Annotated in this window: 16 protein-coding genes; 6 read left to right on the top strand and 10 right to left on the bottom strand. The window is 67.5% G+C overall.

The annotated features are described in order from the left end of the window. The first annotated feature begins 1 nt into the window (after window position 1). Genes trpC through lexA form a run of 4 tightly spaced genes read left to right on the top strand, consistent with a single transcriptional unit; the run spans window position 2 to window position 3,211 of the window. Complete coding sequence (gene trpC, locus JM664_RS07875; RefSeq protein WP_227419372.1) at window positions 2-793, top strand: indole-3-glycerol phosphate synthase TrpC; 792 nt, start codon at window positions 2-4, stop codon at window positions 791-793. Then, window positions 793-1,272 carry a cyclic pyranopterin monophosphate synthase MoaC gene (gene moaC, locus JM664_RS07870; protein ID WP_227419371.1) on the top strand — a complete coding sequence of 160 codons (480 nt, stop codon included), beginning with the start codon at window positions 793-795 and terminating at the stop codon, window positions 1,270-1,272. Before trpC ends, moaC begins: the two co-directional genes overlap by 1 nt. Further along, window positions 1,269-2,471, top strand: a complete 1,203-nt coding sequence (locus tag JM664_RS07865; protein WP_227419370.1) for a molybdopterin molybdotransferase MoeA — start codon at window positions 1,269-1,271, stop codon at window positions 2,469-2,471. Before moaC ends, JM664_RS07865 begins: the two co-directional genes overlap by 4 nt. A 47-nt stretch (window positions 2,472-2,518) precedes the next feature. Next, on the top strand, window positions 2,519-3,211 hold the full coding sequence (gene lexA / locus JM664_RS07860) for a transcriptional repressor LexA (protein ID WP_227419369.1): 693 nt from the start codon (window positions 2,519-2,521) through the stop codon (window positions 3,209-3,211). Here lexA and JM664_RS07855 read toward each other — a convergent pair. Beyond that, window positions 3,208-5,289: a ComEC/Rec2 family competence protein gene (locus JM664_RS07855; protein WP_227419368.1), complete on the bottom strand. Its 2,082-nt coding sequence runs from the start codon at window positions 5,287-5,289 to the stop codon at window positions 3,208-3,210. The genes lexA and JM664_RS07855 overlap by 4 nt on opposite strands. Window positions 5,290-5,422: 133 nt before the next feature. Here JM664_RS07855 and gltX point away from each other — a divergent pair, with 133 nt between their 5' ends. Then, the gene (gltX, locus tag JM664_RS07850) at window positions 5,423-6,814 is read left to right on the top strand and encodes a glutamate--tRNA ligase (protein WP_227419367.1); all 1,392 of its coding nucleotides are present in this window, start codon (window positions 5,423-5,425) and stop codon (window positions 6,812-6,814) included. An 80-nt stretch (window positions 6,815-6,894) separates the two neighbouring features. Further along, window positions 6,895-8,181 (top strand): citrate synthase, encoded by a 1,287-nt coding sequence (gene gltA / locus JM664_RS07845; RefSeq protein ID WP_227419366.1) that lies wholly within the window; start codon window positions 6,895-6,897, stop codon window positions 8,179-8,181. 1 nt (window position 8,182) lies between these two features. Here the strand turns inward: gltA and JM664_RS07840 are convergent, their stop codons facing one another. From JM664_RS07840 to ccmE, 9 genes are all read right to left on the bottom strand, one after another. Continuing rightward, window positions 8,183-8,593 (bottom strand): cupin domain-containing protein, encoded by a 411-nt coding sequence (locus tag JM664_RS07840; protein ID WP_227419365.1) that lies wholly within the window; start codon window positions 8,591-8,593, stop codon window positions 8,183-8,185. A gap of 42 nt (window positions 8,594-8,635) precedes the next feature. Next, window positions 8,636-9,412, bottom strand: coding sequence for an enoyl-CoA hydratase-related protein (locus JM664_RS07835; protein WP_227419364.1), 777 nt, complete (start codon window positions 9,410-9,412; stop codon window positions 8,636-8,638). Between the two features lie 68 nt (window positions 9,413-9,480). Further along, window positions 9,481-9,924, bottom strand: coding sequence for a cytochrome c-type biogenesis protein (locus tag JM664_RS07830; RefSeq protein ID WP_227419363.1), 444 nt, complete (start codon window positions 9,922-9,924; stop codon window positions 9,481-9,483). Beyond that, window positions 9,921-11,897 carry a heme lyase CcmF/NrfE family subunit gene (locus tag JM664_RS07825; protein WP_227419362.1) on the bottom strand — a complete coding sequence of 659 codons (1,977 nt, stop codon included), beginning with the start codon at window positions 11,895-11,897 and terminating at the stop codon, window positions 9,921-9,923. The genes JM664_RS07830 and JM664_RS07825 overlap by 4 nt, the downstream gene beginning before the upstream one ends. A gap of 73 nt (window positions 11,898-11,970) precedes the next feature. Then, complete coding sequence (locus JM664_RS07820; RefSeq protein WP_227419361.1) at window positions 11,971-12,399, bottom strand: hypothetical protein; 429 nt, start codon at window positions 12,397-12,399, stop codon at window positions 11,971-11,973. After that, the gene (locus tag JM664_RS18670; protein WP_264465566.1) at window positions 12,396-12,527 is read right to left on the bottom strand and encodes a hypothetical protein; all 132 of its coding nucleotides are present in this window, start codon (window positions 12,525-12,527) and stop codon (window positions 12,396-12,398) included. Before JM664_RS18670 ends, JM664_RS07820 begins: the two co-directional genes overlap by 4 nt. Window positions 12,528-12,534: 7 nt before the next feature. Then, on the bottom strand, window positions 12,535-12,711 hold the full coding sequence (locus tag JM664_RS07815; RefSeq protein ID WP_227419360.1) for a hypothetical protein: 177 nt from the start codon (window positions 12,709-12,711) through the stop codon (window positions 12,535-12,537). Further along, a complete protein-coding gene (locus JM664_RS07810; protein ID WP_227419359.1) occupies window positions 12,704-12,877 on the bottom strand; it encodes a hypothetical protein in 174 nt (57 codons plus the stop codon). The genes JM664_RS07815 and JM664_RS07810 overlap by 8 nt, the downstream gene beginning before the upstream one ends. A 47-nt stretch (window positions 12,878-12,924) precedes the next feature. Next, a complete protein-coding gene (ccmE, locus tag JM664_RS07805) occupies window positions 12,925-13,383 on the bottom strand; it encodes a cytochrome c maturation protein CcmE (protein WP_227419358.1) in 459 nt (152 codons plus the stop codon). Window positions 13,384-13,386: the final 3 nt, after the last annotated feature.

Raw genomic sequence — 13,386 nt, 5'->3', positions numbered from 1 at the left:
CATGACGACCGTGCTCGACAGGATCAAGGCGTACAAGCTCGAGGAGGTGGCCGAACGCAAGGCGGCCCGCCCGACGAGCGAGGTCGAGGCCGCCGCGCGTTCGGCTGGCCCCGTGCGCGGCTTCGCCGACCGTCTCCGCGCCGCGTCGCGTGAGGGGTTCGGCCTGATCGCGGAGATCAAGAAGGCGAGCCCGTCGAAGGGCCTGATCCGTGAGGATTTCGACCCGCCGGCGCTCGCCCGCGCCTATGCAGAGGGCGGCGCGACATGCCTGTCGGTGCTAACCGACGGCCCGTCATTCCAGGGCGCCGACACCTACCTGCAGGCGGCGCGCGAGGCGGTGGACCTGCCGGTGCTGCGCAAGGATTTCCTCTACGATCCATGGCAGGTGGCGGAGGCGCGCGCGCTCGGCGCCGACTGCATCCTGATCATCATGGCATCGGTCGGGGACGGGCAGGCGCGCGAGATCGAGGACGCGGCGCTCGACTGGGGCATGGACGCGTTGATCGAAGTGCACGACGAGGCCGAGCTCGACCGGGCGCTCGCGCTGCGCTCGCCGCTGATCGGGATCAACAATCGTGACCTTAGGACCTTCCAGACCGACCTCGGCACGACCCGCCGTCTTGCGCCGCGAATCCCGGCGGAGCGGCTGGTGGTGGCGGAGTCGGGTCTCGGCGCGCACGTCGACCTCGTCGACCTTGCAAGTCACGGCGCGCGGGCGTTCCTCGTCGGCGAGAGCCTGATGCGGCAGGACGACGTGGCAGCGGCGACGCGGCGTCTGCTGAACGGCGCCTGATGGCGGGCCTCACCCACTTCGACCGCGAGGGCCATGCGCACATGGTCGACGTCTCGGAGAAGGCCGAGACGGCGCGGACGGCCGTCGCGGCGGGTCATGTGGCCATGTCCGCCGAGACGCTGGCGCTGATCGTCGAGGGCCGCGCCGAGAAGGGTGACGTGCTGGGCGTCGCGCGCCTCGCCGGGATCATGGGCGCGAAGCGGACGTCCGAGCTGATCCCGCTCTGCCACCCGCTGCCGATCAGCAAGGTCTCGGTCGAGCTGACGCCGGACCCGTCGCTGCCCGGCGTGCGGATCGAGGCGACGGTGCGGACAACCGGCCGCACCGGGGTCGAGATGGAGGCGCTGACGGCGGTCAATGTCGCCGCCCTGACGCTCTACGACATGGTCAAGGCGGTCGAGAAGTCGATGGTGATCGGCGGCATTCGCCTGGTGCTGAAGGAGGGCGGCAAGTCGGGGCGCTACGAGGCGCCACGATGATCTCGGTCGCGGAGGCGCTGGACCGTGTCCTGGCGCTGGTCGACCGGCTCGACGCCGAGGAAGTCGCACTATCCGAAGCAGGTGGTCGCGTGCTGGCCGAGCGGGTCGAGGCGCGGCGCGATCAGCCGCCCTTCCGCGCCTCCATCATGGACGGATATGCCGTGCGGTCGCAGGACGTGGCGCCCGGTGCGAGGCTGCAGGTCGTCGGCGACGTGGCAGCGGGAGGCGCGTTCGCAGGCACGGTCGCGGCGGGACAGGCGGTGCGGATCTTCACCGGCGCGCCGGTGCCGGAGGGGGCAGACCGGGTCGTAATCCAGGAGGACGTGCGACGAGACGGGACGCTCATCGTGCTTGGGGAGACGCTTGACCCCGGCCCGTACGTCCGCGCGGCCGGAGCGGACTTTCGCGTGGGCGACGTGATGGAGCCGAGGCGGCTCGGGCCGGCAGACATCGCGCTCCTTGCCGCGATGAACCTCGCACGCATCCCGGTCGTGCGCCGGCCCGTGGTGGCGCTGGTCGCGACGGGGGACGAGCTGGTGATGCCGGGAGAGGGGCCGGCATCGTCGCAGATCGTCTCCTCGAACGCGCTCGGCCTCGCCGCCATGGTCCGAGCGGCCGGCGGCGCGCCGCGCGTCCTGCCGATCGCGCGGGACAACGAGGCGTCGCTGCGGGCGGTCCTGTCGTTGGCTCACGACGCGGACCTCGTGGTGACGATCGGCGGCGCGTCGGTGGGCGAGCACGACCTGGTGGCTCGCGTGGCCGCGAGCCTGGGCATGGAGCGGTCATTCCACAAGGTCGCCATGCGGCCAGGCAAGCCGCTGATGTCCGGACGCCTGAACGGCGTGCCGATGATTGGGCTGCCGGGCAACCCGGTCTCGGCGATGGTCTGCGGGCAGGTGTTTCTTCTGCCTGCGCTGGGCGCGATGCTGGGCCGCGGGCGCGGACCCGCGCTTCGACGGAACGCACCACTGGCGGCACCCGTGGCGGCCAATGGCCCGCGCGAGCATTACATGCGCGGACGGCTCGGGCCGCGGGGCCTGCTGCCGGCGGAGAGTCAGGACAGCGCCCTCCTCTCTGTGCTCGCGTCGTCCGACTGTCTCATCGTGCGGCCGCCGAATGATCCCGCACGCGAGACAGGCACGGTTCTCGAGTATCTGCCGATCACGTGTGTGTTTGACCCAAACCGGGAACGGGCGTAGAACATACCGGAACGCCCGTCGCGGCTGCCTGGTGCGGGAGAACCCTGATGCTCACACGCAAGCAACTCCAACTGCTCGAATTCATTCACAAGCGGGTCCAGCGGGACGGCGTACCACCGTCGTTCGACGAGATGAAGGACGCACTCGACCTGCGGTCGAAGTCGGGCATCCATCGCCTCATCACCGCCTTGGAGGAGCGGGGCTTCATCCGCCGCCTCGCGCACCGTGCCCGCGCCATCGAGATCGTGCGCCTGCCTGACGCGATGGAGCCGGCAGGCTTCGTCCCGAAGGTGATCGAAGGCGACGCCGGGCAGGCGCCGGAACGTCCGGCGAACGCCATGCCGGTGGAGGTCCATGCGGTTGAGCTGCCGGTGATGGGCCGGATCGCCGCGGGCGTGCCGATCGAGGCGATCAGCGAGGTCAGCCACAGCGTTGCCGTGCCTGGGCAGATGCTCTCGGGTGCGCACCATCACTATGCGCTTGAGGTGAAGGGCGACTCGATGATCCAGGCGGGGATCAATGACGGGGATGTCGTGGTGATCCGCGAGGCGCAGACGGCCGAGAACGGACAGATCGTGGTCGCTCTGGTGGACGGCCAGGAAGCGACGCTGAAACGCTATCGCCGCCAGGGAGGCTCCGTCGCGCTCGAGGCCGCCAATCCGGCGTACGAGACGCGCATCTATCGCGGCGACCAGGTCAAGATCCAGGGATGCCTCGTCGGGCTGATCCGGACCTACTAGGCGCCCTGCCTCGATCGGAAGATCGAAAGGAGGCGGGCGAGCCGCCCCTCTGCAACGTCCTGCCCACTGCGGCCGGATGCGACTCGGGGCGAGCCGGTCCATGGCCGCGCGCCGCGGGTCTCGAGAACGCCCGAGATCATCAGGCCGTGGCGGGTGGCGCGCATTGCGACGCCGCCCTCCTCCTCAAGCGTCGGCCGGTCGAGTACTCGGCAGGGCCCGTCGAAGCCGGCGTCGCCAGAAAGGATTACGACCACCCCCGGCTCGCAAAGCCGCTCAGCCCGCGCGGCGGACCCGCGGCCTGTCAGGTGCAGCAAACGGACGCCGGAAACCTCGAACGCGGCTGCACCCTCCGCCGCAGGCCGGAACAGCGGGCGTGTCGACGCCTCGGCCTGCCCCGCGCCGTCGCCATCGTTCTCGAGCCAGCTTGAAGCTGCGAAACCTTCGCCCTTGGGCTTGCTGACCACGCGGCCCGCGTCGGTCATTACGCCGACGAGACCGCCGGTCGGCGAAACCAGCACTGCCGGTCGCTCCGTCTGCACCCAGAGCGCCATCGCGAGCACCATCGGCACCACCCCGGCGAGCCGCAGCCGCCCCTGCCAGAGGATTACCCAGAGGCCGCCGAACGCGATGAGCGGAAGGACGGCGGTACCGGGCGCAGGTACGTAGCTCAGACTTCCGCTGAGACCCGCCACCCAGTCCGAGACGCCGAGGATCCAGGCGATGGCGGGCGCCATCAGCGCAAGCCCCACCCAGCCGAACCCAAACGGGGCGAGGATGGCCGAGAGCACCGCGCCCGGGATGACGATCGATCCCATCAGCGGCACCGAGAGCGAGTTTGCGAGCAGGCCGTAATGCGAGACCTGGTTGAAATGCACCGCGCCGAACGGCGCGGTCGCCGCGCCGGCAATGCCCGAAGACACGAGCGCGCCGCCGAGGGGCGCCAGCAGGACCGGCATCTTCGGCAGGTTGAGGTCGCGCAGCCAGCCGTAGGCGCCGACCAGCGCCACCGTCGCGGCAAAGGACATCTGGAAGCCGGGTCCCACAAGCGCCTCGGGCCTGAGGAAGAGAACGATTATCGCCGCCAGCGCCACCGCGCGCAGCGACAGCGCGCGCCGGTCCAGCAGCACCGCGACCAACATTACCGCCACCATGATGAAGGCCCGCTCGGTCGCAACGTTGCCGCCCGAGAGGCCGAGATAGAAGGCGGCGGCGCCGAGTGCCGCCACGGCCGCGATTTTCTTGGTGTTGAGCCGCAATCCGACGCCTGGGACCGCCGCCAGGCCATAGCGCAGAGCCGCGAAGACGAAGCCGCTCAGGAGGCCCATGTGCAGGCCCGAGATCGCCAGGAGGTGCGCGAGGTTCGAAGCTCGCAGCGAGGCCAGCGTCTCCCGGTCCATTCCGGAACGGTCGCCGGTCATGATCGCGGCGGCGAAGGCGCCGACCCGTCCGGGCAGCGCCGTCTGGACCGCTTGGCTGACATGCGCGCGGATCGCGGTCATCCAGAGCCCCACCCGCCCCTGGGCCGCGGGCTCGACCAGAAGCATCGGCGTGCGCGTGTATCCGACGGCGCCAAGGCGCTGGAACCATGCCTGCCGCTGAAAGTCGAAGCCACCCGGCTCGACCGGTCCGTTCGGCGGAGAGAGGTTGGCGGTCATCATTACCCGCTGCCCCGGCACCGGGTCGACGATGCCCTGCTCGCCGTGCAGCGAGACACGCACACGCTCAGGCGTGCGCGCCGGCGGCGTCCGCTCCAGAACCACCCGGTCGAGTGTCAGACGCACCTTCTCCGACATTGACCGGTCGATCGCCACGATCCGCCCCTCGACCGGTCCGTAGTAGCGAAAGCTCAGCACCGGCGCCGCCACGTCGTGCGTTCGCCAGCCGGCGAGGCCGAAGCCGGCGATCACCAGGGCGATGCCGAGAAGCACCGGTCGGAGCGATGGCAGGAGACGCATCGCCCCAAGCAGCGCCAGCGCGACGACTGCCAGTGCCGACCAGTGGAGCGTGTCCGGCTCGGACCGCAGCGCGAAATAGATGCCGATGCCGACGCCGAGGCACACCGGGACCCAGGGAAACAAGTGTCCGCGCTGGTGGTCGAGTAAGCCGGCGATTCGATGGCTGACCGGCACTCTTGTCCTCTCCGCGGGGCTTGGCTAGACCACCCGCGGGACGTACGTCCGACATGGTTTCCGAAAGGTTAACGCGCGCCTCATGGCTGTGGTCACACGCTTCGCTCCCTCGCCGACGGGCTATCTGCACATCGGCGGCGCACGGACGGCGCTGTTCAACTGGCTCTACGCGCGCGGACGCGGCGGACGGTTCCTGCTGCGGATCGAGGACACGGACCGCGCTCGCTCGACACCCGAGGCCACCGAGGCGATCTATCGCGGCCTGCGCGGCCTGGGGCTCGACTGGGACGGCGAGGCGGTGAGCCAGGCGTCGCGCGTCGCACGCCACGCCGAGGTCGCCCGTGCGATGCTCGATAACGGCAGCGCCTACAAGTGCTTCGCCACGCCCGAGGAGATCGAGGCCGCGCGCGAAGCGGCACGCGCCGAGGGGCGCTCGACGCATTTCAGCAGCCCATGGCGCGACGTCCCGCCAGCGGAGCATCCCGACGCGCCGTTCGTCGTGCGGCTCTGCGCGCCGCGCGAGGGCCAGACGGTGATCGAGGACGCGGTGCAAGGCCGCGTGACGTGGGACAACGACCAGCTCGACGACATGGTGCTGCTCAGATCGGACGGGACGCCGACCTACATGCTTGCGGTGGTGGTTGACGATCACGACATGGGCATCACTCACGTGATCCGTGGCGATGACCACCTCGCCAACGCGGCCCGGCAGGCACAGATATGGCGCGCCATGGGTTGGAGCGAACCGGTCTGGGCCCATATCCCGCTGATCCACGGCGAGGACGGCAAGAAGCTCTCCAAGCGCCACGGTGCGGTGGGTGTCGAAGACTGGCTCGAGCGCGGCTACCCGCCTGCGGCGCTGCGGAACTACCTCGCCCGGCTCGGCTGGAGCCACGGCGATGACGAGGTCTTTGTAACGGAGCAGGCGATCGAATGGTTCGACCTCTCCGGCATTGGCCGCTCTCCGGCGCGGCTCGACGGCAAGAAGCTCGACCATCTCTCCGGCCGTCACATCACGACGATGCCGGACGAGGAGCTGCTGGAGGGGATCGAGGCCTGGCTGGTGCTGACGACGCAGCCCGGACTCGATGCACGGCGGCGCGATGCGCTGAGGCGGGCCCTGCCGTTCGTAAAGGAGCGGGCGAAGACCTATCCCGACTTGCTGGACAAGGCGATCTTCGCGCTTGCCAGCCGCCCCATCGAGCCCGATGCCGCAGCTGCAAAATGTCTCGACCCGAAAAGCCGCGGCATGCTGGCGGAATTGACGCCGCACCTGCACAATGCTAGCTGGACTCGCGAGACGCTGGAAGATGTCGTGGGCCGCGTCGCCGAGGCGCACAACATCAAGCTCGGCAAGCTGGCGCAGCCAATCCGCGCGGCGCTGGCGGGACGCACTGCAACTCCCAGCGTCTTCGACATGATGCTCGTCATCGGGCGCGACGAGACTGTTGCGCGCCTGACGGATGCCGCCTGACGGAGCCTGGACGCGCTTCGTTCGAGAGAAGCAGCCTCGAGGGCGGGCATCGTCCTGCGGGGTCCTATCAAGGGGATGACATGACCGAGACTGCCAAGCTTTCGTGGGACGACAAGACGCTGGAGCTGCCGATGATGTCGCCGACCGCGGGGCCGGACGTGATTGACATCCGCAAGCTCTATGCGCAGGGGGACGTCTTCACCTACGACCCCGGCTTCACGTCGACGGCGGCGTGCGAGAGTTCGATCACCTTCATCGACGGGGACAAGGGCGAGCTGATGCATCGCGGCTACCCGATCGACCAGCTGGCCGAGAAGTCGCACTATCTCGAGGTCTGCTACCTGCTGCTCTACGGCGAGCTGCCGACGGCGACGCAGCTCGAGGATTTCGAGGCGCGGGTGACGAACCATACGATGCTGCACGAGCAGATGACGTGGTTCTTCCGCGGCTTCCGCCGCGACGCGCACCCGATGGCGATCATGGTCGGCGTGGTCGGCGCGATGAGCGCGTTCTACCACGATTCGACCGACATCTCGGACCCGTGGCAGCGCGAGGTGGCTTCGATCCGGCTGATCGCCAAGATGCCGACGATCGCTGCCTGGGCCTACAAATACTCGGTCGGCCAGCCGTTCGTCTATCCGCGCAACGATCTCGATTATGCGTCGAACTTCCTCAGGATGTGCTTCGCGGTGCCGGCGGAAGAGTACCAGGTCAACCCGATCCTCGCCCGCGCCATGGACCGGATCTTCACGCTGCACGCGGACCACGAGCAGAACGCCTCGACCTCGACGGTGCGGCTGGCGTCGTCCTCGGGCGCGAACCCGTTCGCCTGCATCGCGGCTGGAATCGCGTGCCTCTGGGGACCGGCGCATGGCGGTGCCAACCAGGCCGCGCTGGAGATGCTGCGGGAGATCGGCAGCCCGAACCGGATCCCCGAGTTCATCGAGAAGGCCAAGGACAAGGACGACCCGTTCCGCCTGATGGGCTTCGGCCACCGCGTCTACAAGAACTTTGATCCGCGGGCGAAGGTGATGAAGCAGTCGGCGGACGAGGTGCTCGACCTGCTCGGCATTGAGAACAACCCGACACTGCAGGTCGCCAAGGAGCTTGAGGAGATCGCGACGAGCGACCCGTACTTCGTCGAGAAGAAGCTCTACCCGAACGTCGACTTCTACTCGGGCATCATCCTCGACGCGATGGGCTTCCCGACCTCAATGTTCACGCCGATCTTCGCGCTCGCCCGCACCGTCGGCTGGATCAGCCAATGGAAGGAGCAGATCTCCGATCCTGGCATGAAGATCGGCCGCCCGCGCCAGCTCTACAACGGCCCCACCCTGCGCGACTACGTCGACGTGGAAAATCGCTGAGTCACGGCGCGAGCGGGTCGAGGTCGGGCCGCAGCACGACGCTCTCCTGCTCGTTCGGATCCGTCCGCGCCGCAACTGCAAATGCGGGCTCGGTCGTGGTGTTGGCCGGCAGGTGCGGCACGCCGGCCGGGATGTAGAGCATGTCGCCTGCGCGCACGATCAGATGGTGCTCGAGCCGGGGCCCGTACCACATCTCGACCTCGCCCGCGATCATGTAGATCGCGGTCTCGTGGTCCTGATGCAGGTGAGCGCGGGCGCGCTGCCCCGGCAGGATCGTCAGCAGGTGCATGCAGATGCCGCTAGCTCCGGTCGTCTCAGCCGAGATGCCGGCAAAGTACGAAAGGCCCTGTTTGCCGTGGTAGGGCTCTCCCCAGCGCACGACCAGGCATTCGCTATCCCGCTGCCGCTCCATCCTCCACCCCACCGTCTGCGACGAAGCTAGCACAAAAGCAGATCAGCGTCCCTCATATCGCGCCGGGCGCTTCTCGATGAAGGCCAGCACCCCCTCCTTGAAGTCGCGCGTTCGGCCGCAGGCACCCTGCAATTGCGCCTCGAGGGCCAACTGCGAGTCGATGTCATTCTCCCAAGTCTCGCGGAGCGCCTTCTTGATGCCCGCATAGGTCAGCGTGGGACCCGCGGCCAGTTGCCTTGCGCGCTGGTGCCAGTGCCGGTCGAAATCCTCGTCGGAGACGGCTTCCCAGATCATGCCCCACTCGCTCGCCTGACGTGCAGAAACAGGCTCACCGAAGAGCGCGGCGCCCATTGCCTTGGCGAAACCCACCTGCCGCGGCAGCCAGTAGGTCCCGCCGGCGTCCGGGATTAGCCCGATGCGCGCGAAGGCCTGGAGGAAGACGGCGCTTTCCGCCGCGATCACCACGTCGCAGGCAAGGGCGAGGTTCGCGCCGGCACCGGCGGCGGCGCCGTTGACAGCGGCGATTGTCGGAATTTCGCAGTCGAATATGGCCCTGAGCATCGGCTCGTACTCGTCTCGCAGGATCCGCTCGAGGTCCGTTGCTGCGATTGTGGCATGATCGCCGAGATCCTGCCCGGAGCAGAAGGCGCGGCCTGCGCCGGTCAGCACCAGCACGCGCGCGGAACTCGCCGCCTCGCGCACCGCATGAAGGAGCTCTGCGCGCATCTGGACGCCAAGCGCGTTCATCACGTCAGGCCGGTCCAGAACAATGATGGCGATGTCGCCGTCCCGTTCACATCGGATCGTCTGGTAGTCCATCAGGGTCTCCGCGCTTCTTCCCGCGCGACCCTATATGATCGAGCGACCCGAGGAAGCTCGACGCGGTGTCATTCCCGCGTCAACTCCCGCAGCCGCGCCTCTTCCGAATGGGACAGCGAGTTCTCGTCGTTCGACCCGCGGCGCCTCAGGGTCGCCGTGGCGATGCCGATGGCCCCGATCAGCATCACGGGGCCGGCAATCCAGAGGATGATGTTCGCGCCCGTAGCGCGCGGGCGGAGCAGGACGAATTCGCCGTAGCGAGCGGTCACGAAGTCGATCACCTCGGCGTCGGAGTCTCCAGCAGACATCCGCTCCCGCACGAGGATGCGGAGGTCACGCGCGAGTTCCGCGTTCGACTCGTCAATCGACTCGTTGCGGCAGACGAGACATCGCAGCTCCTGCGAGATCTCCCGTGCCCGCGCCTCAAGCGCCGGATCGTCGAGCACCTCGTCGGGCTGCACCGCCATCGAGGGCGACCCCAAAAGGCAGAGGATCAGGGCGATGCGCTTCATTCCGCGGGTAGAGCGGAAGCCGGCGCCCTGCGCGCTCCCGCAGCCACCCGGTAGCGCCGGTCGCTTAGGCTGAGGATGCCACCGAGCGCCATCACGATGGCGCCTGCCCAGATCCAGTTTGCAAACGGCTTTACGTATGTGCGTATCGCGAAACCGCCGCCCTCCTGCGCGTCGCCGATGACGACGTAGAGGTCCCTAAATATGCCGTTGTCTATCGCAGCCTCGGTGGTGGGCATCCCCGCCGCGGGATAGACCCGCTTCTCGGGCGCAAGCGAGGCCACCCTGCGCTCGCCGTCGAAGACAGACACTTCGGCAAAAGTGGTGAGGTAGTTCGGACCGCGAACGTCCTCACGCACCGCATCGAGGGTGATGGTGTAGCCTGCGACTTCGAACATCTCACCCGGTCGAACCACGCGGATGTCTTCCACCGTCCAGGCAGTCATCGCGGCGATGCCGACGAACGTCACGCCGAGCCCGGCGTGAGACACCGCCTTCCCCCAGTCCGCACGCGGCAGGCCGCGAAGCCTGCGTGCCCGCTCAAGGAGCTCTCCGCGGCCGGTCCGCTGCGCGAGGTCGATCAGAGCGCCGAGGATCAGCCAAGAGCCGAGGGCGAAGCCGACCGGCGCCAGCGCAGACCGTCCGCTCTGCATGCTCCAGACAAGCGCTCCGAGCGCCACGCTGACCGCGAGGACACCCCAAAGGCGCCGCATGACCCTCCCGAGCTTCCCCCGCTTCCAGGGCAATGCCGAACCCACCGGCAGGATCACCGCAAGCGCCACCATGAAGGGTGTGAAAGCGGCGTCGAAGAACGGCGGCCCCACCGACAGCTTGCGATCGAAAAACAGCTCCGCCACCAGTGGCCAGATCGTGCCGACGAAGACCACGAAGCACGCCACCGCCAGCAGGATGTTGTTCGCGATCAAGGCGCCCTCGCGGCTGACGAGACCGAAAACGCCTTTGGCTTCCATGACACTGGCTCGGGCGGCAAAGAGCATCAGCGCTCCACCGACGAAGAATCCGAGGATCATCAGGATGAAGACTCCGCGCTCGGGGTCATTGGCGAACGCGTGCACGCTGGTGAGCACGCCGGAGCGGACGATAAAGGTCCCGATCAGCGAGAAGCCGAAGGCGAGGATGGCGAGGAGGATGGTCCACGACTTCAGCGCCTCGCGCTTCTCGACTACGATCGCGCTGTGGAGCAGCGCAGCCGCGATGAGCCATGGCATGAAGCTCGCGTTCTCGACCGGATCCCAGAACCAGAACCCGCCCCAGCCGAGCTCGTAGTAAGCCCACCAGGAGCCAAGCGCGATGCCGACCGTGAGGAACAACCACGCCGCGAGGGTCCATGGCCGCACCCACCTGCCCCACGCGGCATCGACCCGTCCCTCGATCAGCGCCGCGACTGCGAATGAGAAGGACATCGAGAGCCCGACGTATCCCAGGTAAAGGAATGGCGGGTGGAATGCGAGGCCGGGATCCTGAAGGAGCGGGTTGAGGTCCTCGCCCTCGAAAGGAGGCGTCGCCAAGCGGTCAAAAGGGTTTGACGTCAGCAGGATGAAGAGCAGGAACGCGACCCCGATCATCCCCTGCACCGACAGGACCCGCGCCCGCAGCCCCGCGGGAAGGTTTCCGCCGAACCATGCCGCCGAGGCTCCGAACAACGCGAGGATGAGCACCCACAGCAGCATTGAGCCCTCGTGGTTGCCCCATACGCCGGTCACTTTATAGATCATCGGCTTCGCCGTGTGCGAGTTCAGCGTCACCACGCGCAGCGAGAAGTCCGACGTAACGAACGCCCAGGTGAGCGCCGCGAACGACAGCCCAATCAGCAGGAACTGAGCCGTCGCCGCAGGATCGCCGACGGCCATCCACGCGCGCCAGCCGCGCTGTGCACCGACGAGTGGAACAAAGCTCTGCACGACCGCAACGGTCAGAGCGAGGATTAGCGCGAAGTGTCCGAGTTCGACGATCATGCGGGGAAACTACTCGGCTTGCGCAGCCGAACCAATCCCCGGCATGCCTTTGTCACGCGCGTTTGTTGGCGGATCAGAACAGGGCGTCAGCCAGAAGTGCGACTGCGAAGGCGGCAATGGCTGGCAGCAGGACGACGCGGCGCACCGCATCCACCGAGCTCTGCACCACCGAGATGTGGATGATACCGCCGACGATGTAGATCGAGAGGACGGCGAATAGGATCTTGCTGTCAAAAGGCGTGACCCATGGCGCCGTGTGCGGGATTCCAGAGACGAACCACCAGATCGATATCGCGGCCTGCCCCAACCAGCTATAGGCCATGCCCAGCGCGAGCGGGGTAGTCCTGGCCCACCAGAGCCATAGGAAGGTCGCCGCGTTCGTCGCCGCGATCGTGGTGATGGCGCCGAAACCGATCGCGATCGCGAAATCGGTTCCGACCAAGCTCTCCGCCAGAATCAGCCCGCCCAGCAGGATGACCGAGAGAGCCAAGGCATGTCTCATTTCTTCAGCAACTCCTTAACTGCGGCATCGAGGCGCCGGGCGGCCTCCTCATGGCGCTTCTTCGCCTGCTCCAGTCGCCGGCCGCTGAGGTAGTCCCGCAGTGCTCGCCAGAATTTGCGGAGCTTCATGCGCGTCCTACCTCGTCAGCCGCTCGCGGATCATGGTCGTCATCTCCACGAGGATTTCCGTGTTCTTGTTCAGGATCTCGCGGATCGCCTGCTCCTTCTGCACGTCGCGGTAGAGCAGATAGAACACCAGCAGGACCCAGGGTCCGCTTTCCGCCAGCAGCCGGGCGAAGAGGTCGTCACTCAACATCAAGTCCCCGGACGGTGCGGCATCGCCGCGTCACGATCAGCCGGGCGCCGCCGCGCCGCCGCTGCAGGCTGAACGTCAAGCTGCAACCGACGGCGCCCGGTTTCGGGCGCCGCGCGGGCATGGCGAGCGTCGGGGATGTCTCGGCGGCATCGACCGGTTTCATGCATTTCTCCGTGGCGAAGGAGCACGGAGCACGGTCGTCCGATTAGGTTAACCGCCGGGTAAGGGTGCGTTCGGCTCTTGGTAGACGCCCTGTTCCTTGAGCGCGTCCACCACTTCCTTCGGCATGTAGGTCTCGTCGTGCTTGGCCAGGATCTCTGTCGCCTGAAACGTGCCGTCGACGTAGCGGCCGGTACCGACCATGCCCTCGCCCTCGGAAAAGAGGTCGGGAAGCAGGCCGGTATAGGTGACCTCCACCGCGGCAGCGCCGTCCGTCACCGAGAATCTCACGGTCTCACCCCGGCCCCTGACGATGCTTCCGTTCTCGACGAGACCGCCAATGCGAAAGACCTCGTTCGGAGGCGGCGGCGCCTCCACTACCTGGCTGGGAGAACGGAAGAAGTTGATTCCGTCCCGCATCGCGTAGCCGATGAGCGCGGTCGACAGCCCCAGCGCCACCGCCGCCAACGCGATGATCTGTATGCGTCGCTTCTTCTTCAGTCCCTTCATAGG

The organism is Roseitranquillus sediminis, assembly GCF_016918935.1.
Lineage (GTDB): Bacteria > Pseudomonadota > Alphaproteobacteria > Rhodobacterales > Rhodobacteraceae > Roseitranquillus > Roseitranquillus sediminis.
This window is presented reverse-complemented; position numbering and strand designations above follow the sequence as displayed.

Coding starts and splice junctions, on each gene's coding strand:
- trpC (WP_227419372.1), top strand. CDS start 2: ATGACGACCGTGCTCGACAGGATCAAGGCGTACAAGCTCGAGGAGGTG.
- gltA (WP_227419366.1), top strand. CDS start 6,895: ATGACCGAGACTGCCAAGCTTTCGTGGGACGACAAGACGCTGGAGCTG.
- JM664_RS07865 (WP_227419370.1), top strand. CDS start 1,269: ATGATCTCGGTCGCGGAGGCGCTGGACCGTGTCCTGGCGCTGGTCGAC.
- JM664_RS07825 (WP_227419362.1), bottom strand. CDS start 11,897: ATGATCGTCGAACTCGGACACTTCGCGCTAATCCTCGCTCTGACCGTT.
- JM664_RS07810 (WP_227419359.1), bottom strand. CDS start 12,877: ATGAAACCGGTCGATGCCGCCGAGACATCCCCGACGCTCGCCATGCCC.
- JM664_RS18670 (WP_264465566.1), bottom strand. CDS start 12,527: ATGAAGCTCCGCAAATTCTGGCGAGCACTGCGGGACTACCTCAGCGGC.
- lexA (WP_227419369.1), top strand. CDS start 2,519: ATGCTCACACGCAAGCAACTCCAACTGCTCGAATTCATTCACAAGCGG.
- ccmE (WP_227419358.1), bottom strand. CDS start 13,383: ATGAAGGGACTGAAGAAGAAGCGACGCATACAGATCATCGCGTTGGCG.
- JM664_RS07840 (WP_227419365.1), bottom strand. CDS start 8,593: ATGGAGCGGCAGCGGGATAGCGAATGCCTGGTCGTGCGCTGGGGAGAG.
- moaC (WP_227419371.1), top strand. CDS start 793: ATGGCGGGCCTCACCCACTTCGACCGCGAGGGCCATGCGCACATGGTC.
- JM664_RS07835 (WP_227419364.1), bottom strand. CDS start 9,412: ATGGACTACCAGACGATCCGATGTGAACGGGACGGCGACATCGCCATC.
- gltX (WP_227419367.1), top strand. CDS start 5,423: ATGGCTGTGGTCACACGCTTCGCTCCCTCGCCGACGGGCTATCTGCAC.
- JM664_RS07830 (WP_227419363.1), bottom strand. CDS start 9,924: ATGAAGCGCATCGCCCTGATCCTCTGCCTTTTGGGGTCGCCCTCGATG.
- JM664_RS07820 (WP_227419361.1), bottom strand. CDS start 12,399: ATGAGACATGCCTTGGCTCTCTCGGTCATCCTGCTGGGCGGGCTGATT.